This is a genomic window from Citrobacter sp. Ce104, assembly GCF_030334595.1.
GTDB lineage: Bacteria > Pseudomonadota > Gammaproteobacteria > Enterobacterales > Enterobacteriaceae > Citrobacter > Citrobacter europaeus.
The window spans coordinates 20,509-45,023 of record NZ_JAOWDP010000045.1 but is presented as its reverse complement, the minus strand read 5'-3'; the positions used below and the strand labels follow the sequence as shown (position 1 = coordinate 45,023).

At 48.4% G+C, this 24,515-nt stretch carries 25 protein-coding genes and 1 pseudogene; 11 read left to right on the top strand and 15 right to left on the bottom strand.

What is annotated here, in order from left to right:
• From OGW16_RS02895 to OGW16_RS02865, 7 genes are all read right to left on the bottom strand, one after another.
• Positions 1-387, bottom strand: coding sequence for a RusA family crossover junction endodeoxyribonuclease (locus tag OGW16_RS02895; protein ID WP_103284345.1), 387 nt, complete (start codon positions 385-387; stop codon positions 1-3).
• The gene (locus tag OGW16_RS02890) at positions 384-2,318 is read right to left on the bottom strand and encodes a DNA cytosine methyltransferase (RefSeq protein WP_049280213.1); all 1,935 of its coding nucleotides are present in this window, start codon (positions 2,316-2,318) and stop codon (positions 384-386) included. Before OGW16_RS02890 ends, OGW16_RS02895 begins: the two co-directional genes overlap by 4 nt.
• Entirely contained in the window at positions 2,311-3,207 is an 897-nt protein-coding gene (locus OGW16_RS02885) for a phage N-6-adenine-methyltransferase (RefSeq protein WP_286517824.1), read from the bottom strand. The genes OGW16_RS02890 and OGW16_RS02885 overlap by 8 nt, the downstream gene beginning before the upstream one ends.
• Positions 3,207-4,073, bottom strand: a complete 867-nt coding sequence (locus OGW16_RS02880) for a conserved phage C-terminal domain-containing protein (protein WP_286517794.1) — start codon at positions 4,071-4,073, stop codon at positions 3,207-3,209. Before OGW16_RS02880 ends, OGW16_RS02885 begins: the two co-directional genes overlap by 1 nt.
• Complete coding sequence (locus OGW16_RS02875; RefSeq protein ID WP_071846966.1) at positions 4,063-4,242, bottom strand: DUF4222 domain-containing protein; 180 nt, start codon at positions 4,240-4,242, stop codon at positions 4,063-4,065. The genes OGW16_RS02880 and OGW16_RS02875 overlap by 11 nt, the downstream gene beginning before the upstream one ends.
• Positions 4,243-4,414: 172 nt before the next feature.
• Complete coding sequence (locus tag OGW16_RS02870; RefSeq protein WP_046669971.1) at positions 4,415-4,966, bottom strand: YmfL family putative regulatory protein; 552 nt, start codon at positions 4,964-4,966, stop codon at positions 4,415-4,417.
• Positions 4,967-4,976: 10 nt separating this feature from the next.
• Positions 4,977-5,204 carry a Cro/CI family transcriptional regulator gene (locus OGW16_RS02865; protein ID WP_046669972.1) on the bottom strand — a complete coding sequence of 76 codons (228 nt, stop codon included), beginning with the start codon at positions 5,202-5,204 and terminating at the stop codon, positions 4,977-4,979.
• Positions 5,205-5,305: 101 nt separating this feature from the next.
• Here OGW16_RS02865 and OGW16_RS02860 point away from each other — a divergent pair, with 101 nt between their 5' ends.
• Positions 5,306-5,932: a LexA family protein gene (locus tag OGW16_RS02860; protein WP_046669973.1), complete on the top strand. Its 627-nt coding sequence runs from the start codon at positions 5,306-5,308 to the stop codon at positions 5,930-5,932.
• Positions 5,933-6,281: 349 nt separating this feature from the next.
• Here the strand turns inward: OGW16_RS02860 and OGW16_RS02855 are convergent, their stop codons facing one another.
• Positions 6,282-6,536, bottom strand: a complete 255-nt coding sequence (locus OGW16_RS02855) for a hypothetical protein (protein WP_079902980.1) — start codon at positions 6,534-6,536, stop codon at positions 6,282-6,284.
• Positions 6,537-6,914: 378 nt separating this feature from the next.
• Here OGW16_RS02855 and OGW16_RS02850 point away from each other — a divergent pair, with 378 nt between their 5' ends.
• The 4 genes from OGW16_RS02850 to OGW16_RS02835 all read left to right on the top strand — a co-directional run bounded on the left by OGW16_RS02850 (position 6,915) and on the right by OGW16_RS02835 (position 9,718).
• Positions 6,915-7,160, top strand: coding sequence for an excisionase (locus tag OGW16_RS02850; protein WP_008784452.1), 246 nt, complete (start codon positions 6,915-6,917; stop codon positions 7,158-7,160).
• Positions 7,141-8,268: a site-specific integrase gene (locus OGW16_RS02845; protein WP_275220353.1), complete on the top strand. Its 1,128-nt coding sequence runs from the start codon at positions 7,141-7,143 to the stop codon at positions 8,266-8,268. The genes OGW16_RS02850 and OGW16_RS02845 overlap by 20 nt, the downstream gene beginning before the upstream one ends.
• Before the next feature lie 114 nt (positions 8,269-8,382).
• Entirely contained in the window at positions 8,383-9,279 is an 897-nt protein-coding gene (locus OGW16_RS02840; protein WP_286517781.1) for a hypothetical protein, read from the top strand.
• Entirely contained in the window at positions 9,254-9,718 is a 465-nt protein-coding gene (locus tag OGW16_RS02835) for a hypothetical protein (protein WP_275220349.1), read from the top strand. Before OGW16_RS02840 ends, OGW16_RS02835 begins: the two co-directional genes overlap by 26 nt.
• A gap of 106 nt (positions 9,719-9,824) precedes the next feature.
• Here the strand turns inward: OGW16_RS02835 and icd are convergent, their stop codons facing one another.
• Positions 9,825-11,075: an NADP-dependent isocitrate dehydrogenase gene (icd, locus tag OGW16_RS02830; RefSeq protein WP_003030769.1), complete on the bottom strand. Its 1,251-nt coding sequence runs from the start codon at positions 11,073-11,075 to the stop codon at positions 9,825-9,827.
• 202 nt (positions 11,076-11,277) lie between these two features.
• Between icd and rluE the strand changes: the two genes are divergently transcribed.
• The 5 genes from rluE to purB are packed head-to-tail and all read left to right on the top strand — an operon-like array spanning position 11,278 to position 15,586.
• A complete protein-coding gene (rluE, locus tag OGW16_RS02825; RefSeq protein ID WP_286517775.1) occupies positions 11,278-11,901 on the top strand; it encodes a 23S rRNA pseudouridine(2457) synthase RluE in 624 nt (207 codons plus the stop codon).
• 13 nt (positions 11,902-11,914) lie between these two features.
• Positions 11,915-12,376: an NUDIX hydrolase gene (locus OGW16_RS02820; protein ID WP_047411995.1), complete on the top strand. Its 462-nt coding sequence runs from the start codon at positions 11,915-11,917 to the stop codon at positions 12,374-12,376.
• Positions 12,377-12,429: 53 nt separating this feature from the next.
• A complete protein-coding gene (gene mnmA, locus OGW16_RS02815) occupies positions 12,430-13,536 on the top strand; it encodes a tRNA 2-thiouridine(34) synthase MnmA (RefSeq protein WP_100194261.1) in 1,107 nt (368 codons plus the stop codon).
• A gap of 34 nt (positions 13,537-13,570) precedes the next feature.
• Positions 13,571-14,212 (top strand): high frequency lysogenization protein HflD, encoded by a 642-nt coding sequence (gene hflD, locus OGW16_RS02810; protein WP_016153409.1) that lies wholly within the window; start codon positions 13,571-13,573, stop codon positions 14,210-14,212.
• Positions 14,213-14,215: 3 nt separating this feature from the next.
• Positions 14,216-15,586, top strand: a complete 1,371-nt coding sequence (gene purB / locus OGW16_RS02805; protein WP_200006708.1) for an adenylosuccinate lyase — start codon at positions 14,216-14,218, stop codon at positions 15,584-15,586.
• Between the two features lie 677 nt (positions 15,587-16,263).
• On the opposite strand, the gene OGW16_RS02800 is transcribed toward purB, so the two are convergent.
• Positions 16,264-17,823, bottom strand: a complete 1,560-nt coding sequence (locus OGW16_RS02800; RefSeq protein WP_286517771.1) for an EAL domain-containing protein — start codon at positions 17,821-17,823, stop codon at positions 16,264-16,266.
• Positions 17,824-18,092: 269 nt separating this feature from the next.
• Here OGW16_RS02800 and OGW16_RS02795 point away from each other — a divergent pair.
• Positions 18,093-18,236, top strand: a pseudogene (locus OGW16_RS02795) (DinI-like family protein); the annotation flags it as partial.
• Positions 18,237-18,364: 128 nt separating this feature from the next.
• On the opposite strand, the gene OGW16_RS02790 reads toward OGW16_RS02795, so the two are convergent.
• The 5 genes from OGW16_RS02790 to OGW16_RS02770 form a co-directional block, all read right to left on the bottom strand.
• Positions 18,365-19,918, bottom strand: coding sequence for a tail fiber domain-containing protein (locus OGW16_RS02790; RefSeq protein ID WP_286517769.1), 1,554 nt, complete (start codon positions 19,916-19,918; stop codon positions 18,365-18,367).
• Between the two features lie 62 nt (positions 19,919-19,980).
• Complete coding sequence (gene cor, locus OGW16_RS02785) at positions 19,981-20,217, bottom strand: phage exclusion lipoprotein Cor (RefSeq protein WP_071685654.1); 237 nt, start codon at positions 20,215-20,217, stop codon at positions 19,981-19,983.
• 108 nt (positions 20,218-20,325) lie between these two features.
• Entirely contained in the window at positions 20,326-21,000 is a 675-nt protein-coding gene (locus tag OGW16_RS02780) for a hypothetical protein (protein WP_286517767.1), read from the bottom strand.
• Positions 21,001-21,315: a hypothetical protein gene (locus OGW16_RS02775; RefSeq protein WP_286517766.1), complete on the bottom strand. Its 315-nt coding sequence runs from the start codon at positions 21,313-21,315 to the stop codon at positions 21,001-21,003. It lies immediately after the preceding gene.
• Positions 21,315-24,500, bottom strand: coding sequence for a TipJ family phage tail tip protein (locus OGW16_RS02770; protein WP_286517765.1), 3,186 nt, complete (start codon positions 24,498-24,500; stop codon positions 21,315-21,317). Before OGW16_RS02770 ends, OGW16_RS02775 begins: the two co-directional genes overlap by 1 nt.
• Positions 24,501-24,515 lie beyond the last annotated feature (15 nt).

The following is a 24,515-nucleotide window of genomic DNA, read 5'->3' as shown; positions in this document are numbered from 1 at the left end:
TCAGGCGGCTGCACCCGCCGGTTCATATCTGCTGATCGTTATCTCTACCCGACCTTTCGGCACTACGGGTCCCCATTCCACCAGCATGCGCTTAATCTGGCTGTCATCTTCCCAGACACCCGCATGCGTCAGCGCGTCAAACAGGGCTTTGTTGTAATTATCGATATCCCGGCGGCGCGCATCCGGCGGGTACAGAGTGATTTCTACCGCTGCCAGTTCAGTCGATGGCTTCGGGAGACGTCGTAATTGCTCAATGATCGCCATGCAGGCTGCGCTCTGGTATTTACGACCATCAGCGCTAATGAGGTGACGACCGGCCAGCGGCCCCTTGTTAGGGGCGCGCCAGTAAGTGTTCACGCTCGGAGGGAACGGGAGCACAAGTTTCATGCCACCTCCTGTTGTTGCACTGCACACAGTTCCGGAAGATTTGCCTCCACCAGCGCCCTAGCAAATGGTGGTGGTACCGCATTACCGCAGCGGGCTACCTGCTTATCTTTTGCATAGCGATTTCCACGGTAGTCCTGATCAATAACGTATCCATCGGGGAAGCCCTGCGCTTTGTAGAGTTCATGCGGCTGCAACATGCGCATTCCGATATCAACGATCTGGTATTTCACCCCATCGATAGTTACCAGCCATTCATCGTCACTTTCCCCGCAATACGTCTCGAGAAATGTGCGTACCTCACCCACGTGTTGGCCACCAGCGGTGATTGTTGGCATGGGCACATCTAGGCGTTGCCCGTCGCGGCATGTTCCACGCAGTTTCACCAGATGAGAGGCAACTACTGCATGATGGTCGACAGTGGTCACTGAGTGCGCGGGTTCATCCATACTGACACCCGGCCCCGTATAGTTACCGCCGTAGTGTTTAGCCAGGAACGCGCTCACCGTCGCGAATTTATTTCCACCTGCAGTAACGGTCCCCAGCGGGTTATCCAGCCGCAGCACACGCGGTTCTTGTCCAGGTCGTTCGCCATAACCCATCTGGATCAGCGTAGGCGTTACCAGTTGAGATTTACCGCCACCGCCAGCGGTGATGGTTGCGCTCGGTTCGTCTGCCCGGTGGCCGACGCTGGCCCCAAACTGGCGGGCTATCACTGGCGCAACAAGACAGGCGCGGGATTGCTTCAGAATGGTATGAGCAGGTTTATCCAGCGGGCGCGGTTTAGCCTGGTATTCACTACCACCATTACCCGCCAGGAATGGCGTCAGTGCAGCCTCAACAATCCCGAGTGCATGCCCATTCCCACCTGGACGTTTTGATGTGCCAGCGGTTACCGTCGGGACAGGTTCGGTAACGGGCTGCCCGGTTGCGCCAGTGCGGAATTTTGTCAGGTGTGGAACGGCTAACGCATAGCCGAGTTTTTTAGTAATGGTCTGTAATGGCTCATTCAGCGACTGCCCGCGAAAAGCGTCATACGCATTTTTTGAGCTTGTGTGGTTACACTTCACGATAAACGGCGACGCACTTTCGATAACAAAGCGCTGTATGCCGCGTGCGATCCGCTTCAGAGTGTTCTCCGCCAGCGGTTTTTTGCGGTCGAAGATGGACAGGGCCGGAACATTCCAGTCGATACATTCCGCAGCGGTACGCCATGGCATCAGCCTGCCGCTCTGCACCTCCAGAGACTTAGGATCCCCATGGGTGACAGCAGGCCACTGGATTGGGCAGCCATCGCAGCGCATAACCATGAAGAAGCGTTTGCGGATCGTCGGCGCGCCGTAATCACACGCGCGTAGTTCGCGATAATCAACATCATATCCAAGCCCATCCACCAGCTGTTGCGCCTGCTCGCTACCTCTTTCAATAGACAGAAACTCACAAACCTCTGACAGTGCCGGGTGGTCAGCAGGAATGCCAGTGGACAGCATGCCGACAAATGCATTGAATGTTTCGCCAGTACGGGCAGGATCCGGACGCATTTCATCGGCCAGTAGCGGTCCCCACGTTTTGAACTCTTCCACGTTCTCCAGCATCATCACGCGCGGTCGTTTCGCCAGTGCCCAACGCAGAACAATCCAGGCCAGACCGCGTATCTCTTTTTTCACTGGCTTTGCGCCTTTTGCCTTCGAGAAGTGTCGGCAGTCCGGGCTAAACCATGCCAGGCCGACAGGATTACCGCCAGTGGCAGCTACCGGATCCACGTCAAATACGGATTCACAATAATGCAGTGTGTCCGGGTGGTTCGTCTTGTGCATCGCAATGGCGTTTTCGTCGTGGTTGATCGCAATATCCACGCTGCGCCCGATCGCCAGTTCAATACCCGTTGATGCGCCACCGCCACCAGCAAAGTTATCAACGATAATCTCACGCATGGGTTACCCCCTGCATGCTGCTGACCAGTCCACCAGCAGTAGTAATGATTTCGCTGGTTGGCATGCGCTCAAGCCACAGCTGGTTAATGTTCGCTTTCAGCTTATTCTGCTGCGATGCGTCCAGAGAATCAGCCCCCTCAACCTGGTTGAACACCAGACCAACCTCAAGCGGCCAGATACGCGAATCCACACCAGGTAATGCTGCTGGCGCTACAATAGGTTCTTCTTGCTCTGGCACCATGGTGGCTGGTGGCTGAACCTTTCCCGCGGCAAATTCGACCAGTGACATAAACGCCTTCCCTTTTTCCTCCAGATCGGTACGGCTGATGTAGCTGAAACGCTCGCCGCGCCAGGTCTTGTCGAACAAAGCGATTGCACCAGCAAAGAAAGCACCTGTGGGTTTCTGCTTATCGTCGGCAGGAACAAACCACACAGGGAGATCGAAACCAATGCGACCGCGAATAAACATGATGTGATCGGCGTCTTCCGGCCACCATGTTTCACTTGTCGCCGCTTTAATGAGGAACACGTAACGCCCACCCTTTTCACGCATCTCCATTGTGTGATCCATGATGTGGGTCATGCCGGTGATCGCCTGTTTCTCGTGGTACTGAGAGCGGCTATAGGGTGGATTACCGAATGCGGCCCCGCCGATTGACTCCAGCATTTCCGCCCAATCCTGCACCAGCGCGTTATCTTCGGCGGTGTACCATACCGGGCATTTCGCGTTGTCGTCGTCAGCAAACAAGTCCAGAACTAATGGACCAAATAGCGCGTTGATCCCCCAAAACAGCAGATCCGGTGTTCGCCACTGATCGCCAACTTCTTTCAATTCGTGAGCTGGTTGGCTACGCAGTGCCGACAGCGCCTGGCAATATTTATTTGGCATCATGAGCGGAACCCCGAATTTTCTGGAAGTGAGTAGTCAACATTTTGGAAGCTTGCGCGGCTGGCTGAGTTAGCCGCCCATTTACCGTTAACGCGCTCAGGTCGCCCAGCGGCAGACCATTTGGTCGCGCTTTGCAGGTAACCAGGGAAGTTTTTTGGAATAAACAGAGTTGCCGGGCGGAGATATTGCGCCTGCTCGCTATCACGCCAATCGGCATTTTTGTAATCCACTACCAGGCACAGGTCATCAACCGTAAATTGTTCCCGAAGACGGGCGCGAATATTCTCCAGCGACGTACTGCATACCTGGTAGCGTGAGCCAGTTGTCTGGTTCAGGTAAGACAAGACCTGTCTGGCCTGATCAGTAATCACAACCTCAGGGTCAGGTTGCGCAGCAACCGGACAAGAGGGTTTTGAAGTTACTTGTGGATCTTGTTTTGATTTTACTGACGGATCCCCGCCAGATTCTGACGGGTCAAAACCGCTGTTTTTTCCAGATTTTGACGGGTCAGTTTTTGAGGCGTCAAATTTTGATGCGTCAGATTTTGACGTGTCAGAATCTGACAGTTGAGAAAATGCGGCAGCCTGAAGTTTCGCCACATTCAGGCGGTACACGTTCGATGCATTACGGTTACCATTACGGCGCTGTGTACGCGTGAGCCAGCCATCTTTTTCAAGCCTAGCGATTGCCGTTCTGATAGTGCTCGGCCCTGCGCCAAGCTGGCGAGCAATAGTTTCAATGGACGGCCAGCACACACCCTCATCGCTGCTGAAATCAGCCAGGCGAGCCATGATCGCGACACTAGACAACTTCATGCCCGACGCCGCGCAACCATCCCATACGTAGCCGGTTAATTTAGTGCTCATGATCGTCTGTTATCTCCCTGAACTTCTGCCTGAATTGCTCAAGTGGGCTGAAACATTCGTGCGGGTAGCCATCACGCAGATAGATAACGCGCTGTGTTTCTGGCTCCCAGCGGATAACACGGACTGGCACTCCACGGTGGTCTTTGAACCTTCGGTTAAGTTCGCGCACAGGCGTTTTGCCCTCCGGTTGTAGACCCCCACAATTGAAACCGCCCTACTGTGGTTACACGGAACCCAGCGGTTTGATAATCTGCGTTCATACCGAAACAACGGAGTACCCGAAACCGGGATCATCCTGAGTTGCGGTAGACGGTTAAAAGCCGTTAAACTGCTCATGCGGATTATTTCTCCATACTCGAAGAGTTGTTCGCCAAGGCGCCCGGAGCTGCACACTCGCGGGCGTCACTCTTTTCAGCGACACAAAAAACTCGATAAAGAAGCGCTACGTGCTCCTGGAACTTCGCGATAACCTGATAGCTGTTTTCCTCAATCTGAGCACGCTCATCTGCGTCAATTACCCCATCAGCCGTGGCTTTACGCACAAAATTAGAATGACGACCTATCCATTCGATGGACTCCATCAGGCGCTGGTTGATATCGGCGTTATCCAGATCATCAACATCTGCAAGTGGTACAAATACGCCCTGAGAATGGCGCGCAACGGCATCAGCGATATGAGTTGAACCACCAGCACGTTGTAAAACCATTGCCCAGCCCAGTGGGAAGATCTGGTCACCATCAACGCGAAGGCGGTTAAACAATGCGTTCTCTGTCACACCCAACCATTCCGCCGCCTCAGCATATCCACCATGCAGATCGGTAATCGTTTTTTTAATCGCTACCACCAGCCAAGAAGGCTGACGTTCGACTTTCCAAATAGGTTCGTTACCCACGGTTCCCCCCTTATTCCTGTGGTTTGAGTTTTACTGAAGCTTCGCTACGCTTTTCGTAAAGGTCGGGATGGAAAACCAATTTTCCCCCAGTCCGATAGGCTGCTTCTGCTGCACGTCCTTTCGGGATTAGGCGACCAGTTCTATTACGCCACTGGTAAACGGCCTCGCTTGTGATTCCAAAAAACTCGGCAACTTTCTCAGTACTGCCGAAGTAGTTTTCAATATCATCGGTTGTCATAATGCCTCCTTAGCTAAGTTTGATTAGATATTAATAACCAATCTAACTTTGGTCAATAAAAACTAAGATTGCTTAGCCTTTTAATTTTTTATGGTGTTCAAATGGAAACTGTCGGTCAGCGCATCAAAGCTCTCAGGCGCATAACTAAAACTTCGCAGAAAGAACTGGGTAAGTTCTGTGGTGTTAGCGATGTGGCGGTTGGGTATTGGGAAAAAGACATTAATGTGCCAGGCGGTGAGTCACTTGCGAAACTTGCAAAGTATTTCAACACATCAATTGATTACATACTTTATGGCACTGAATTCGAAGGAAATCTGATAACCAAGATGCGAAGGATTCCGGTGATATCTTGGGTTCAGGCTGGACAGTTTACAGAATGTAAAGCAGCAGAAGTTTTCAGTGAAGTAGATAAGTGGGTAGAAACATCACTCAGGATAGGTGATAGCTCCTTTGCATTGGAGGTCAAAGGTGATTCGATGACAAACCCTAATGGGCTCCCCACAATCCCTGAAGGGGCAACGGTCATAGTAGATCCTGATGCAGAGCCACTTAATGGAAAGATAGTCGTAGCCAGGCTTGATGGGACAAACGAGGCTACTGTAAAAAAACTCGTCATCGATGGGCCTCAAAAGTTCTTAGTTCCCTTGAATCCACGCTATCCAAACATTTCAATAAACGGTAATTGCCTGATTATCGGAGTTGTCAAAGGCGTTCAGTACGAACTTTAACCCACCTCTAACCTTTCTCTTAACATCAAGCTAAGAATAGTTTGGCGTTTTTCCTTGATCTAAAAGCTAAGTTAAGTTAGATTTCATTCATCAACAGCGAACAGGCAGGACGCCCACGAAGTAGCCGTCGGTGGCATATGAATAACCGGATGATTCGCCTAAGTGTGGAGATAGTCAGTGGATAAGAATGCGAAAGCGCTTTTAGAGAAGATTGCGGGCTTAGAACAAGCTGCAAAACGAGGGTTGCAGATTAACGAAGGGCTCCAACAGCCATTAGCTGAAGGACAGGTCATATCCGTTGATTACTGCAACGCAACGTTAAAAAGCTGTGCTCTGTTTCGTAAGTGGTTTAGCGAGTACGTCGGATCATAAGAATTGATTGCTGTTCAGACATGCCATAACCCTGAACGAAAACATCAATATCTTCATCCTCAGTCTCATTCAGAAATGTTTCGCCTCCGAGGCTATGGAGATCACCGGATATGACGTGCCCTTTCTCAACATCATATCCGCCGAGCAGCTCTGCAACTGTGAACTCCCCCATAGGGTCACGGATAACGATATAACCGATACGGTGCTCATGATGAACGACGACTCCGCGCATGCTATTTCCTTCTTGGCTGTGTGAGAACACCAAGATACCACCGCGCCTGATGTGGTTAAAAGCAGGCCAAAGCAATAACAAGTACTTCCCTGTTCTGGCGGCCCGGTGTTTTCCCGTTTGTCCGGTAACCGCCAGCCTTTTTCAGGGTTCAACATGAAAGCGCGTTCTGTCCCTTAACCTTTAAGGTCAGTCGTTAATCCAAAGTAACCGGAGCGCGCTTCCAGTTGCGATGTTAGCTTAAAGAGAGTAACGGACTTCTAAGCCGTGGGTCGTAGGAAAATTAATCTACTGAATGTAGCGGTATACGCGGCAGCTCAGAACCGTACGAATATTTGATATTAAAACCCGGGTGCAGCTGGGTTATATGGAGAATAACGCATGATTCAGATGTTAACTCTTGAAGAATGGGCAACTGATAAATACAGAAGTAATCCACCTAGCGTCTCGACATTGCGCCGTTACGCTAAGCAAAACCTCTTTTCTCCACCAGCCATGAAACAAGGTAGGCTCTGGAGAGTGAGGGAGGACGCGGAATTGGTTGGAGAACTTGCTGCGCCTGTTATCAAGAAATCTGATTCACCAAAATTGCAAAGGATCCTCAGCGATGGCTGCGAGACCACGTAAAAATAATGTATCAATACCTAACCTCTATCCACTATACAGTCGTAAGGTCAATAAAGTGTATTGGCGGTACAAGCATCCTGTGACTGGGAAATTTCACAGCCTGGGTACTGATGAAGCTGAGGCTAGAGCAATTGCTACTGAGGCAAACGCAAGACTTGCTGAGCAGCGTTCAAGACAGGTACTTGCTATTAGCGATCGAATCGCTACCAGCAAGGGTAAAGCAATTACGACTATTACCTGGCTTGAGCGATACTGGAAAATTCAGGAGGAAAGATTCGCGTCAGGTGATATCAAGGAGAATACGTATAAACAAAAAGCCAAGCCAGTTGCACTTCTTAAGGAACGTGCGGGAATGAAGCTCATATCTTCTGTTGATGTCAGGGATATTGCTCAAATTCTTGAAGAGTATCTATCTGCAGGCCAACCAAGAATGGCACAAGTTGTTCGTTCAGTGCTGATCGATGTATTCAAAGAGGCCCAACACTACGGTGAAGTGCCGCCTGGTCACAACCCTGCCCTTGCTACTAAACAGCCCAGGCGCAAGATTACCAGACAACGACTTAGTCTCGAGGAGTGGCAGAAGATTTTCGATATCGCAGATAAGAAACAACAGTATATGGGGAATGCAATGCTGCTTGCCCTTGTGACAGGGCAACGTCTTGGTGACATATCCAAAATGAAATTTAGCGATATATGGGATGATCATCTGCATATCGAACAGGAAAAAACCGGCAGCAAAATAGCTATTCCTCTTTCCCTGCGTTTGAATGCAATCAACTGGAGCCTGCGCGATGTTGTAGCTCGCTGCCGTGACTATGCAGTCAGCCCATACCTTGTACATTTTTTTCGTACGACTTCACAGGCTGAACGCGGCGCACAAGTTAAATCAAACACATTAACAATGAATTTTAGTAAGGCGAGAGATCTGGCTGGGATTGACTGGGGGGATGGCTCACCCGCAACATTCCACGAACAAAGGTCATTATCTGAGCGGCTTTACGAAGTTCAGGGTATCGATACCCAAAAGCTTCTGGGACATAAGTCGCCTAATCAGACAGCCCGATACCATGATGATCGTGGTAAGGAATGGGCAAAAATCAAGGTTTGAATTTTCCAACATTCAATGCTACTGTATATACATACAGCAACAAAAGAATTTAAGCTCTTGAAGGTGCTTGGTTTTATGGAATAATGAAACCAAATAATTTACAGGAGTTTTCTTATGCTGTTGTATGCCTTACGTGTGTTAATGAGACCGCGCGATCCAGACCTCTTTTCGAAAGGATCTGTTCAGAAAGATATCTCTCATTTTGAAAATGCCATGGTTCTCGCTGCAAAAAAGTTACATATGACTTCATCAACACCCTCCGTTTATAAGAAAACTAGTTATACCCTGAAATTGAGCATAAAACCTACTGATGGTGTTATGGCAGGAGTCATATCAAAGCAGCAAAAGATCAAGGGTCATGATAAAGATTTTCGTGAGTACGATGTAGACAACTATCCACCTATCGTATGGATGTGGGACAGAGAAGAGCAAGTGTTACTGGTTGAGAGGAAAACTGCGGTTTTCAAGGATGCGCATCAAGTTGCTAAAGCGTTCGAAGATCTAACCAATAACGACTATTTGGCTCAGTTAGGACTTAGAATATTTATTGAGCCTTGTCTTGAAATGGAAGATTTTTGGTCAGAGTATCATAGACTTCCATTTATCGATAAAGTCAGCTTTACGCTGATTACTCCGAATATTTTCGGAAGCAGTAAGCAAGCTTTAACCAAAGATTTACGGAAGCTTGAAGAAGATACCAATGCAAATGCTGTAACCACTACTTTTGAAAACAAAGATGGCAATTTGAAACTCAAAGGTTCTCATTGGGCTTCGACTCTTGTTGACTGGGTCAAAGATGGTGGCGGGTCATGGTTGATTAAAGGACGTAAGACGCTCAAGTCAAAATCTACGACTGTATCCAGTAATCAGACAGCCAAAATCGTGCTGATCGAAGGTGAGATATCAGAAATTGAACTTGATGGTTACTCAGCAAGTGATGTTAAAGAAATCATTGCCTTACATCAAAACAGGTATACGTTCAAAAATGAAAATTCTAACCGTCTGGATTAAAGCTATAGTTACTTTCTTTTTGTGCTTAGCATTATCGTCTACTGATAAACAAATTTATACCTTGCTTGAGCAGGCTTCTGCTGGAGTAATTGGTTCAATACTCGGAGGGATAACCGCGGGTATCTCCGTTATCTTCGGAATTTTGGCTGTCATTAACAAGGGCGAGAAAACTACAGACTTTACGGGCTATTTAGAAAGTTTAGAATCAGATCTGAAATTACTTGTTCTATGTCTGGCAGCAACAATTTTCCTTCCTTATTTACGTAATTATGACATACCACTAATAAGTTATCCTCAGCACGAATTTATCCCTTCCAAAAGCAAGCTATTCACTGCTTTAGAACTTTTTTCTGTCGTGCTATCTCTTAACCTCATTGCAGAAGTGATTAGCTGCATGATCTTGGTGGTTAAAAAAAGTTTCAAAACTGAGGCAAAGTGAGCCTATTTTGATAAATCGTTTTGATAAATTTTTGATAACTGTTCGAATACTATTAAAAAAAACGGGAACCTCTCGGCTCCCGTTCTCATACAACCCAGAATCTGGATTACATGTTTTCGATGATCGCGTCACCAAACTCTGAACATTTCAGCAGCTTAGCGCCGTCCATCAGACGTTCGAAATCGTAAGTTACGGTCTTGGCGTTAATCGCGCCTTCCATACCTTTAACGATCAGGTCAGCCGCTTCGACCCAACCCATGTGACGCAGCATCATTTCAGCGGACAGAATGATGGAACCTGGGTTCACTTTATCCTGGCCTGCATACTTCGGTGCAGTACCGTGGGTTGCTTCGAACAGTGCGCATTCGTCACCGATGTTCGCACCCGGTGCGATACCAATACCACCAACCTGTGCGGCCAGCGCATCGGAGATGTAGTCGCCGTTCAGGTTCATACAGGCAATCACGTCATATTCAGCCGGACGCAGCAGGATCTGTTGCAGGAACGCATCTGCGATAACGTCCTTCACTACGATCTCTTTACCGGTTTTCGGGTTCTTGATTTTCACCCATGGACCGCCGTCGATCAGTTCACCACCGAATTCTTCACGCGCTAACTGGTAACCCCAGTCTTTGAACGCGCCTTCGGTGAACTTCATAATGTTACCTTTGTGTACCAGGGTAACAGAATCACGATCGTTAGCGATGGCGTATTCGATCGCTGCACGAACCAGACGTTTAGTCCCTTCTTCAGAACACGGTTTAATACCGATACCGCAGTGTTCCGGGAAGCGGATTTTCTTCACGCCCATCTCTTCGCGCAGGAATTTAATCACTTTCTCGGCATCGGCAGAGTCCGCTTTCCACTCGATACCCGCGTAGATATCTTCGGAGTTTTCACGGAAGATGACCATGTCGGTCAGTTCAGGGTGTTTAACCGGGCTAGGCGTACCCTGGTAATAACGCACCGGGCGCAGGCAGACATACAGGTCAAGTTCCTGACGCAGGGCAACGTTCAGAGAGCGAATACCGCCGCCAACTGGTGTGGTCAGGGGGCCTTTGATGGCAACACGATATTCACGAATCAGATCTAAGGTTTCAGCAGGCAGCCAGACATCCTGGCCATAAACCTGAGTGGATTTCTCGCCGGTGTAGATTTCCATCCAGGAGATTTTACGCTCGCCTTTATAGGCTTTCTCGACAGCAGCATCGACAACTTTGATCATCGGTGGGGTTACATCAACGCCGATACCGTCGCCTTCAATGAACGGGATAATCGGATTTTCAGGAACGTTGAGTTTGCCGTTTTGCAGGGTGATCTTCTTACCTTCCGCCGGAACAACTACTTTGCTTTCCATTCACCTCTCCTTCGAGCGCTTCTGGTTCTGCTCGTCTGTCATCACGCTGCATGTGCGTTTGCGTCCTGCTACACGGATGCGTTAGAGCAACTTTTTGTTAATGATTTGTAATGAGCGTGTCAATACTACCCTATTGTTCGCCGCCATGAAAGACACTCGTTCTTAGGCTATAATGCGGCAATTGATATAATCTGAAAATACCATGCAAAAAACTTCTTTTAGAAATCACCGGGTTGAGCGATTCAGCTCACGACAAGTCACTAAGCAGCGTAGAGAAAACCAGCCAAAACGCGTGGTTTTGTTCAATAAACCCTACGATGTTTTGCCACAATTTACTGACGAGGCAGGCAGAAGCACGTTAAAAGATTTTATTCCCGTACCAGGAATCTATGCCGCTGGCCGACTCGATCGAGACAGTGAAGGTCTTTTGGTGCTGACCAATGACGGCGCGCTGCAGGCGCGGTTAACGCAACCCGGCAAGCGCACGGGGAAGATTTATTACGTTCAGGTTGAGGGAGAACCTACGCCCGAAGCGCTGGAAGCCCTGCGCACTGGCGTTACGCTCAATGATGGCCCCACGCTGCCTGCTGGCATTGAGGTGGTAGAAGAACCCACATGGCTATGGCCGAGAAACCCGCCTATTCGGGAGAGGAAAAATATCCCCACCCGTTGGCTGAAAGTGACTTTATATGAAGGCCGCAATCGCCAGGTACGTCGTATGACAGCACATGTTGGATTTCCTACGCTGCGCCTTATCCGCTATGCCATGGGAGATTACACGCTGGACAATCTCGCCAATGGCGAGTGGCGGGATGCAACTAACTGAATAAGGAACAGGTATGTTCAAACCACACGTTACGGTCGCCTGCATTGTGCATGCAGAAGACAAATTTTTAGTCGTTGAGGAAACAATCAATGGCAAAGCCCTGTGGAATCAACCTGCCGGGCACCTGGAAGCGGATGAAACTTTAGTGCAAGCCGCCGCTCGCGAGCTGTGGGAAGAGACAGGTATCAAAGCACAGCCACAACATTTCATTCGAATGCATCAATGGATTGCACCAGACAAAACGCCCTTTTTACGTTTTCTGTTTTCTATCGAGCTTGCCAATATGTGCGCTACTGAACCTCATGACAACGATATAGATTGCTGTCGCTGGGTCAGCGCGGAAGAGATTCTTTCAGCACCAAACCTGCGCTCGCCGCTGGTTGCCGAGAGCATTCTCTGTTATCAGAGCGGACAGCGCTATCCACTGGCAATGATTGGCGAATTTAACTGGCCGTTTACAGAGGGTGTCAAGTAAAGGGCTGCGTGCTAGAATATGCCGCCTTGAAGTTCAATGTCGTGAGTATTCCTATGTCTGAAAGCCCAAAAAAAGTGATCGTCGGCATGTCCGGCGGTGTCGATTCCTCCGTTTCTGCCTGGCTGTTGCAACAACAGGGTTATCAGGTAGAAGGCCTGTTCATGAAGAACTGGGAAGAGGACGATGGCGAGGAATATTGCACAGCAGCTGCCGATCTTGCGGATGCGCAGGCGGTCTGTGACAAACTCGGCATTGAACTGCATACCGTTAACTTTGCCGCAGAATACTGGGACAACGTCTTTGAACTGTTCCTTGAAGAGTACAAAGCGGGCCGTACGCCGAACCCGGATATTCTGTGCAATAAAGAAATCAAGTTTAAAGCCTTCCTCGAGTTTGCCGCCGAAGATTTAGGTGCCGATTACATCGCCACCGGTCACTACGTGCGCCGCGCCGACGTCGACGGCAAAAGCCGCCTGCTGCGTGGGCTGGATGGCAACAAGGACCAGAGCTATTTCCTCTACACGCTCGGCCATGAGCAAATCGCGCAAAGCCTGTTCCCGGTAGGTGAACTGGAAAAACCACAGGTGCGTAAAATTGCCGAAGACCTCGGTCTGATTACGGCCAAGAAAAAAGACTCCACCGGCATCTGCTTCATTGGCGAACGTAAGTTCCGCGAGTTTCTTGGTCGTTACCTGCCTGCTCAGCCAGGCAAAATCATCACCGTTGATGGCGAAGAGATTGGCCAGCATCAGGGGCTGATGTACCACACTTTGGGTCAGCGTAAAGGTCTGGGTATTGGCGGAACGAAAGAAGGGACAGAAGATCCATGGTATGTGGTGGATAAAGACGTTGAGAACAACATTCTGGTTGTCGCTCAGGGTCATGAACACCCGCGCCTGATGTCCGTTGGCCTGGTGGCACAACAGCTGCATTGGGTTGATCGCGAAGCGTTCACCGGCACAATGCGCTGCACGGTGAAAACCCGCTATCGTCAGACCGATATTCCGTGCACCGTTAAAGCGCTGGATGCTGAGCGTATTGAAGTCATTTTCGACGAGCCAGTCGCGGCGGTAACGCCGGGTCAGTCGGCTGTCTTTTACAATGGTGAAGTGTGCCTCGGCGGCGGCATTATCGAACAACGATTGCCTCTGCCGGTATAATTACTTACACATCTGATACAAGGAAGCAGTGAACGTGGCAAAGAATTATTATGACATCACCCTCGCCCTGGCAGGTATTTGCCAGTCGGCACGCCTGGTACAAGAACTGGCGCACCAGGGGCATTGTGATGCCGATGCATTACACGTTTCACTGAACAGTGTCATCGACATGAATCCCAGCTCTACGCTGGGCGTGTTTGGCGGTAGCGAGGCCAACCTGCGTTTAGGTCTGGAAACGATGCTCGGCGTGCTCAATGCCAGTAGTCGTCAGGGGCTGAACGCGGAACTCACCCGCTACACGTTAAGCCTGATGGTGCTGGAGCGTAAGCTCTCAGCCGCTAAAGGCGCTATGGACACGCTGGGAGACCGTATCAACGGTTTGCAGCGCCAGCTGGACCATTTTGACTTGCAGTCTGAAACGTTGATGAGTGCGATGGCAGGCATTTATGTTGACGTCATCAGCCCACTCGGCCCGCGTATTCAGGTTACGGGCTCCCCGGCAATCCTTCAGAGCCCACAGGTTCAGGCTAAAGTACGCGCTTCGCTGCTGGCTGGCATCCGTGCTGCCGTGCTCTGGCATCAGGTTGGTGGAGGCCGTCTGCAACTCATGTTTTCTCGTAATCGCCTGACGACTCAGGCAAAACAAATTCTTGCTCATTTAACCCCGGAGTTGTGATCTATGGAATTATCCTCACTGACCGCCGTTTCCCCTGTCGATGGACGCTACGGCGATAAAGTCAGCGCGCTGCGCGGGATTTTCAGCGAATACGGTTTGCTGAAATTCCGTGTACAGGTTGAAGTACGCTGGCTGCAAAAACTGGCCGCGCACGCAGCGATCAAGGAAGTTCCTGCTTTTGCTGCCGACGCAATCGGTTTCCTTGATGCGATCGTCGCTAACTTCAATGAAGAAGATGCAGCGCGCATCAAAACCATTGAGCGTACGACTAACCATGACGTGAAGGCAGTTGAGTATTTCCTGAAAGAGAAAGTGGCTGATATACCGGAACTGCACGCCGTTTCCGAGTTCATCCACTTCGCGTGTACCTCAGAAGACATCAACAATCTGTCTCACGCGCTGATGCTGAAAACTGCCCGTGACGAAGTGGTTCTGCCGTACTGGCGTAAGCTTATCGACGCGGTGAAAGATCTGTCCGTACAATATCGCGATATTCCCCTGCTCTCCCGTACCCATGGTCAGCCAGCCACCCCGTCAACGCTGGGCAAAGAAATGGCTAACGTGGCTTACCGTATGGAGCGCCAGTATCGCCAGCTCAACCAGGTTGAAATTCTTGGTAAAATCAACGGTGCCGTGGGTAACTATAACGCCCACATTGCCGCTTACCCGGAAGTAGACTGGCATCAGTTCAGCGAGGAGTTTGTCACCTCGCTGGGTATCCAGTGGAACCCATACACGACTCAGATCGAGCCGCACGACTACATTGCCGAGCTGTTTGATTGCATCGCCCGTTTCAACACTATCCTGATCGACTTCGACCGCGATGTCTGGGGTTACGTGGCGCTGAACCACTTCAAACAGAAAACCATCGCGGGTGAAATTGGTTCCTCCACTATGCCGCACAAGGTGAACCCAATCGATTTCGAAAACTCCGAAGGAAATCTGGGGCTGTCTAACGCGGTACTGCAGCATCTGGCGAGCAAACTGCCGGTTTCCCGCTGGCAGCGTGACCTGACGGACTCTACCGTTTTGCGCAACCTGGGCGTCGGTATTGGCTATGCGCTGATCGCCTATCAGTCCACGCTGAAGGGTGTGAGCAAACTGGAAGTGAACCGCGATCATCTGCTGGATGAACTGGACCATAACTGGGAAGTTCTGGCTGAGCCAATCCAGACCGTGATGCGTCGCTATGGTATTGAAAAACCATACGAGAAACTGAAAGAACTGACCCGCGGCAAACGCGTTGACGCCGAAGGTATGAAGCAGTTTATCGACGGTCTGGCTTTGCCGGAAGACGAGAAAACGCGCCTGAAAGCAATGACGCCAGCCAATTACATTGGTCGCGCCATCACAATGGTTGATGAACTTAAGTAATTTGTAATACGCCGGAGGGCAATTGCGCCTGTTCCGGCCATCAGTTTATGTCGTATGCAAGCCGGAAAAGCGTCAGCGCCTCCGGCTTTTTATCGCCCGGAACATTATCCCTTCCCGCGGTTTATTAAATGTTTATCCCCACAGCCACATAATCAGCGTTAGACTATAAAATTGATTTTGTAAAATTAGCAAATACAGTTAATTATCATAAAATCAATTAGTTAATAAAAAACCATCTTAGACAATTGCGGGCAATATGAGTCATTTCATCGCCCCAAATCATGCCCCAAGCTAATTTTTGCCCCCAAATTTGCCCCCAAAAAAGTAAAAATGGGTAGTGGTCTATCTGCCATTTAGCAACCTCGAGAAGCTAAAAGCCATAATGGAATATTGGTGGTGTGGAGCTTCAAATCCTATCGTTCTACTCAATATCCTATACTTTCAGTCTGACAGTTGGCTGGAGGTTTCTATGTGTGGACGCTTTTCACAGTCAATGACACGTGAAGATTATCTTGCCCTGCTCGCTGATGAATCAGAACGCGACATTTCACTCAATCTCGAACCAACTAGTCAACTATATTCGGCACGAGATATTAAAGTTCAGCTGTTAAATTTATATGGTACACGGTTACACGTATCTTATATAAAATTAAACAATAAAAACAATGCAATACATATTAAACCCCATTAATATCATTTACTAACTTTGTCAATTTATCTATAGATAGTGGCTGTGAGTAATACCATCCTTGGACACCGCACTCAGGGAACATTTCAGTTAAATATTTCACCTGAGTTGATGTCTCGACACCTTCGAAAACGACTTTGTTAGTTATATCTTTAAAAATCTCCACCAATCCTGATACGATATTATTATTTACAGAGGGTTCACCAATAGAATCTGTAATTGACTTATCAATTTTAATTTCATCTATTTGTAAATTTGATAGCCAGTTTAAATTTGAATGACCAGTCCCGAAATCATCAATAGCTATTGATATACCTTTATTATTAAATAAAGAAACAACCTTTTGGAGGGAATTTATTTCCGCGCTCTGCCTTTCTGTTAACTCCATCATTATCATACCAGGTTTTATATTTGATTCATCAATCATCTGAAACACTTTTTCTTGAAATGATTCCGACAGAAGGTCTTGAGAACTAACATTAATGCTTATAAAAATATCAAATTCCTCAGAAAGAGACATGGTTTGCTTTACTACCATTCGAAATACAAAATCACTTATTCCCTGGATTAAACCATGCTTCTCTGCAATAGGGATAAAAATATCAGGAGGAATGCTACCAATATCATGATCATCCCATCTAATTAGTGCTTCCACACCAATAATTTTTCCGGTTTTTATTTTATAAATAGGTTGATACACAAGATATAATGATTCGCTTCTTATCGCATTTTTTAATCTTGAAACTAATGATTGCTTACGTGCAACTCTTTGATTATAAAAACCACCCAGAAGAACACCGGTTACAATAGATGTAAAGGAAATCAACAACATCGTTAACCAACTATCGAAACTCATCCACGGAAATTTAACTCCCCCCATGACACAGATATTATTATTTTTATTACAGCTTTGCGTGGTAATAAGTCCTAGTTGGTAGGATTTATCATGCTGAGCCTCTTCAAGAAGATCGACCTGCTCACCAAGTTTGAACAAATGAAGCGAATGATCTCTGTCACCTACAATTGCAGAAAACCCCTTCTCTTCATGGTCTGTAACAAATCTATTAAATGCAAATGGTGAAATCGTTATGGCTAATTTTTGATTGCTTAGCAAATCAGCTTTTACATTATTTTCCAGTAACACACCAAAAAACCAAGTTACATTGTCCTTTTCAACTTTTCTATCATAGATATTGAGAAGCAATGGTGCTGGCAACACTCCCCATAAAGCACTACATATGACTGCACCATTTGAAATAAATGATATATCTTTTATAAGAGCATAGGGCCATAAGGCCACTCTTAGAGCATGAAGTTGTAGTTCACTACAAGGACTATAAGCATTAAATATTTCATAACTATCATTTATTTTATCAATCTGTTGAATGAGACTAACGCTTCTATTCAAAACTCGTTCTGTATATGATGCAATCCTCTCCTTGTATATATAATACATTGAAATCTCAGACAATGAGAAAAAAATAAAAAATGAAAACGTGATTGATATCACATAAGGCTTAATTCGTTTTAAATTGTGGTTATTCTTCACGCCGACCTCTTTATATGCCTGACCCTATGTAACAACATACATTCTACTATCTGTCGTGAATCAAATACATACAGTTAAAACAGATTATCGGCTAAAACAAATATTTCTTTATGTTTTTTATTAGAAAAGAACGTTATAAAATAACGCAAAACCACATCCAAGTTAGATTTGTGTTTGCATTTTAGCCAAATAAGTGGCACTTCATCTTGTATTCATAGGTCTAATGTAAAGGATGTAATTCTAAGGGAAATAAGTGTGAAACCGCGCCTTTTCCCGATACTGGTACTTGGGTTAAACCGATGATGACACTGCCGGCGATCAACACTGACGCCAGCAAGCATGAGAAGGAACAGATAAGCCGTACTGTTCAGGAAATGTTTGAAGAGGCTGATATGTGGCTGGTTTCAGATTAAACGCCTTGAACCGTCATATTGCTTAAGTACAATCCGCCGTGACTGGCAATCATTCAATACTCGCACTATCGAACGTTCGCCAGTCGGCCGCAATCATGCTCTTGCATACGGCGTGGTTGCGGCAACCATCAATTTTGTAGGTTACCTTTCAGCGTCTCAATGACATTCTTCAGAGAATTGAGCTCGGACATTTGTTCCTTCATAGCTCTGCCCATATAAACCATAGCGCAGGCCATATCGGCCATAATGACATTGTTATCAAGGGCAAGGGTATCGTCTTTGAGACCAACCTCAATCTGATGGTCAACATATTCGTTGCCGGACTCATCCACCCCAATAACGTCCTCAAAAACAGGTCCACCAGGCACTATCTTTACGTACTGCGGATCCACTTTAGTCAGATCCTGGGCAATAAGGCCAAAGCGCTGCGTATCCGACCCCTTATACTTAAACATGGTTGGTAACCACTGCATAACACGGTCAAAACTGTCTTTCCCATCCCGGTACCGGATATCTTCTTTGAGGTCACGATCTGAGGTCGCATTCTTTGCGAACACGTACGCTCCCTGCCAGTTTGACCCTGATTCGTTCCATACATCGGTAGTGATATCACCAGACTGAGGACTAAATCTGAACATCCTGTGATATCTGGCATCGCCCATAAAATGTAAGACACCATGAGGCCAATTATTGCCATTAGAAATGAGTCCCAGTGACAGACGAGTACTCCATCCGCCAGACGATGAAGAGCCACCAGAAACGATTGGAGCCCAGCCACCATCATTTCCACCAATAATGGATGACCAGTAAGGGGTTGATGCAGGGCCGTCAACACTTCCCCAGCCACCTTGTCGACACTCTCCCCAAAAACCACGGGGAGACTGTATGGCCCCACCATAACCAGAGAGAAAGTTGAAACGGTATGTGTTCGCTCCTGCTCCAAAACTATTCGCGATTAGAGCAATGGCATCCAGATAATTACCCGCACCTCGTATCCCGCCAAACTGATAGAACGAATTCCCCATCCACCCCTGCAGCTGGTTCATCATCCAGCCCTGTTCACCATCAACGTTATTCGACGTCAGTAAAATATCCTTCTTGACGCCTGCAGTGCTTTTGACGCCTGTACCCGACCCACCCGCCACCGAATTGACGCCACGGGAGCCAAGAACACTACCGAACGTAACATCCTGAGAGTTTCCCAAAGTGAGATTATCGCGGGCTGCATTTTTATCAGGCAGATCGGCCAGGGCCTCACTTTTCAACAAAGCATTATTGACCCGCTCAATAATGCTATTCCATGATGGTCCAGTAAACTCCGAATTGTCAGGAAGCCTGACCGTAATATTGCCGTTGACAGAGAATAAAAGTTGCCAGTTCTGTTTGTCGTAGTTCAGGCCTCGCAGGGCTTCCGCACTCTGTGCCACCAGCGCTGCGGTGACCATATTCAGCGCGACACGAGGAACAGCTGACCAGGCCGCGCCAGATTGTGTTGGCCCGGTAAAATTGCTGACAAGCGTCAACGCTGTACCGCTTTCCACTGATTTAACCGGGAGCGTATAGGGAACGCCTCCGACAGTGACAACAATAAAATCTCCTGCCGCCACCTCGGTAGTAAACGCGGTCCCGCTGCCAGCGACCGCAGCAGAATTATTCGTCAGGGTTAAGGTTCCTGCTGACATGGATATCTCCTGAATTCAGATAATAAAAAACCCGCCGGAGCGGGTTATTTTTTGGTGATTCATTATGGGCAATTCGAACGGGTGAAATTATTTTTATTCACCCATCGCCAGTTAAATGGATAACCGGCCCTGTACTCAGTCTGATTAGCAATTTTTCGCACACCATAAATCTGTACTGACTGGGGCTGTCCGCCAAGTACAGACTCAGCCTGACAAACCGGTTTCTGTTTCTCCAGAACATGACCTGAGCATGCTGAAAGCGCCAGACAAACAATAACGGGAATAATTATATTTTTCATTTCGACACCAGAGTTAATTATTTAAACAAAAAATAACCAATGGCACTGAATAATAAAAATAGTTTTAATAGATCAATATTCTAAAATTGATCGTTTAAATCGATCAGTTTAATCATATGCAGCTGTGTTTATCGCCGTTATCACAATTCCACTATTTGTAGTACCGATTGAAGAGCCGCTTGCTGTTGTTGATGTAAGTCCTTTTATTCTCGTTCTCGCCCCTTCATTGAAGCAACCTGTACCCACATCCACAGACTGAATGATTGGCTGTCCACCGGGTGCCGAACCAGCATGAAGGAGAACAGATCCCAGCCCCATCGGATTTATGGCCCATTTGCCTGCCATGTATGTATCAATGTTAAGCCCACCACTTACAGCACCTGGTGAGCCAATAGTTGTAAGGTCGCTTAATACCCGGGACTCATTCGTAAGTACCAGTGTCCCTTCGGCATCCCATATAGCCACCCCCCAGGCCGGAAGCGTAAGCGGATATATGGCAAAAAAATAGGCCTCAAGGACAAAAGCCGATCCCCTGTAATTAGACGCATCAACACTGAACGTATTGCCACTTTTTGAAGCTGATATCTTCGCCGGGGCGCTGGTTCGTGCAAATGCAATCCCTCCCTTCTGACCGTCGATAGTCACGGACGCCGAAGCACTGATAAAATTCCCCCCAAAAGTTGAGTTTACCGTTACTTTTCGGTAAAGCGTCATTGGTGTGGAATCAGGCGTGATAAAAGGGTTCCCGTTAGGTAATGAAATCAATGCGCCATATTTAGCCATCTACGCAGTCTCCGCAAAAACGATTAACTGCACTTTGATTGCCGGGTAATCATTAATCCCATCACTACCTGAAGGCTGTATTGTTATGGTGTTTCCAGATGCAATAATATTTCTTTTATCTGTGTAACTTATTGTCCCTTTATCCTCCAGAGTACCAACTGCAAACCCAACCTTTAAGCCAGGCTCAAGGTTGAACTGGTAGCTTCCCGTTTTCTGACCTAAAGCAAGATCGATGATGCCCACCACGGTTACAGGTTTAATGCCATAGTTATTTGGGACGCCGTCCGCATCCCATGTCTGTATCCCCCATTCCATCAAAACACTCCTGTTAATTTCCCAATCTGCACGCGAAGAACGCCATTCCCGTCCTTAACGCTCTGGGTTGTGTTGGTGATTTTCATTGCCCCCTCCCCGGCAACTGCTCCATTCATTTCAAACGTTCCGTCTGATTTCATAATGGTGCCAGTTTGCCCCTGAACGTAATTTTCTGATCGCAGTTCTTTAATTTTTGCCAGCGTGATTTGGCTATACTGGATAAATGCATCACTGATAAAGACCTGACCATTGACCACCGCAAAGGGTGAATATTGTGTATTGCCACTGCCACTCATCAGGACGAACTGATTAGCGTTAAACCCGACGCGGGTGATTACCGGCTTACCCGCTTCCGCCAGCACCGCAATCGACATCCCGGCGTTATACATCACACCGTTTATTCGAACCCCGGTTTTAAGGGTGTAAATCGCAGAGGCTCCGGTAGCATCAACCACGGCAGTAAGCTTGTCCTCCAGTGCGGCAGTTACATTATTGAACTGTGCCTGCACCTGCGTCGACATTTCAGCCATGGCCTTATCGACCTGTGCAATGGTCGTTTTAACCACCAGAATATCCGCGCGTACTTCACCATACTGCGCCCACTGATGTTCAGCCGTTGCGTGGTTGGCCAGCGCGTTCTGTAATGCGGCTTCCAGGTTGGTATCAATGTCGCTTGTCAGGCGGTCACCGTCGGCAGACGTCAGGAAGTCATCAGCAATATCGCCCAGGTAATCATCTGCATTTGCATTGGATTCGCCACGAACCCAGTCGGTCCAGCCTGATTCATTACCCGTTCTGTCTACCAGCTGCGCACGGTACCAGAATTCCTGCCCCGCCTTCAGCCCCAGTTGGATGTATTCGGCTGAAGGATAAGGCACATCCGACAGCAAAAGAGGATTTGAGAAATCACTGTTCGCGGTGTACTGAATTTCCGTTTTCAGTGTGTCCCCGGTATTAGCAGGGAATCCCCAGTTCAGACGAATGCCCCAGTTAATCGGTGTTGTCGCAAATCCAACAGGTTTCGGCGGATTTCCCACCTTACCCGTCAGCGTTTTTTCTTCGGAGTAGCCCCAGCCGGAGGATATTTCAGAAGCGTTAATGGCGCGCACGCGCACGAGGTAACGCCCGGCATAAATCCCCGGAACATCGAAGGATGTGGTGGAGCTGCGCGGCACGTTTACCCAGTTACCATCATTGCGGCGCCACTGTGCCTCGTAGGCGATAGCATTCTGCGCCTGGTCCCAGCTCACCCGCATGGTTTCGACGCTGATATTCTGCTGCACCACTGAAAACGAACTGATCACAATGTTGGCTGGCGGCGACTGGTTACCCGGCGGGATCACACTCACCGGCCGCTGGTCAATGATGGCTCCGGTATCGATACGGGCATATTTATCCGGGTCGTGCCATGCGCCGGTAATCGAGAAGGTACCATCATTGTTATCGGAGACGCTGACAACACGATACTGCTGGGCGTAGAGTTCATCTGACTCAACCACCCATACAGCTTCGGACTGTGGTGTCTCACTGTATGCCGTGGTGACTGTGACTGATTCCCTGTTAATCGCCTGAATAGTCCTGCTCTGTGACGCACCGGAGGGAAGATTGAGAATAAGGCGATCGCCTGCTGCAGCATCAGCTACGCGGTCAAGTTTAATCACGCGACCGTTAACAGCACTGATGCGGCCGCCCATAACTTTGCCAGACAGAAGCTCGTCTGACACGGCGATGATGTATCCCGGCTGCGGAATGTTTCCGTCCAGGCCAACATCAAACGAAACAACGCGATCCTTATTGTTGGTGAGAATACCCCAGCGCCCCTTTCGGTTCGCTTCTGATTGACGGGTACAGCCGATGGCTGTCATTTCCAGCTGATTAAATCCGTACCGGGCCACCAGAGGCTGCTCAAATACCGGCTCCATCGCATCCGCATAGGCGTTACCCGGATCAGACCAGGAAACCAGCGCTGTGGTATACCGCGTTTTTGTTGTGCTGCTGGAATAGGTAAAGCGTCCGTCGATAACGTTAGCGCGGGTGTAAGCGTAATCCACATCTCTCGGCATATCGGCAAGCGCAACAATCTGATCACCGCCCCAGTACGTCATACCCCGGAATATAGCCGCAAAGTCACGCAGCACAGTGTAAGCGTCATTCCTCTCCTGAACATAGACGTTACAGGTATAGCGTGGTTCTGTCCCGCTTCCACCCTTTCCATCCGGTACCGGCTGATCGCAATACTGCGATACCTGGTACAACGTCCATTTATCGATGTTGGCTGCAGTCAGGCGATTACCCAGACCAAAGCGATCGGTAATAACCAGATCGTAAAATATCCACGCCGGGTTATCGGTCCAGGCCCACTTAAACGCGCCCTGCCATGTACCACTATAAGTTCGCGTATCGGGGTCATAGTTATCAGGCACGCGGATCACTCGGCCACGTGGTTCACAGGATATCTGTGGAATCGAACCATTGAACTGACTTGAGTCGAATTCGATGTACAGCAGCGCGGTGTTCGGATAGCGCAGCTTGGCATCAATCACTTCCGTGAAGCTTTGCAGCGTCATTGTGTCGCCGATCTTGGCGCTGTTTGCGTCAGCGGTAATCTTACGCAGTCGGATTGTCCAAGTGCTGCCAGCCTGCGGTAAATCAATACGGTGGCTGCGCTCATAACCAGACGTCGTTTTGCCGGTTACGCTCGTATTAAGAACGGTTTGCCAGGTCCCACCATTAGTCTGCAGGTCTATCGCATAATTGACGGAATACCCAACCAGATCGCCGTTGTCCTCCTGCTTAAACAGTGAAGGCCATTTCAGTCGCAGGCGAACGGCTGATAGTTGGGTGTTGGTGAAGGTACGCGTCCAGGCTGTTGCGCTTGATACTTCAGTTCCAACGTTGATTTCGTTTTCGGTACCGGGAATGCCCTGAATGTAATTTTGTACCTGCGTTCCCGCGCGAAATTCCCACGTCACGCCGCTAAAGTTTTGGGTGCCATCGGCGTTTTCCAACGCCGTGCCGTCCAGGTAGATATTTTTTCCGGTTAATTGCCCTGCAAATTCCCCTTCCCCAAGCGCAACGAGGATTTTGGCCTTCGCTACAGATTGCAGATCATCAGGCTGTTCGGTAGGGGTTCGTGAACTGGAACTGCCGCCCTTGCGGCCTTTAATCGGGGTTGCTGTAGCCATATTGCGCCCATAAAA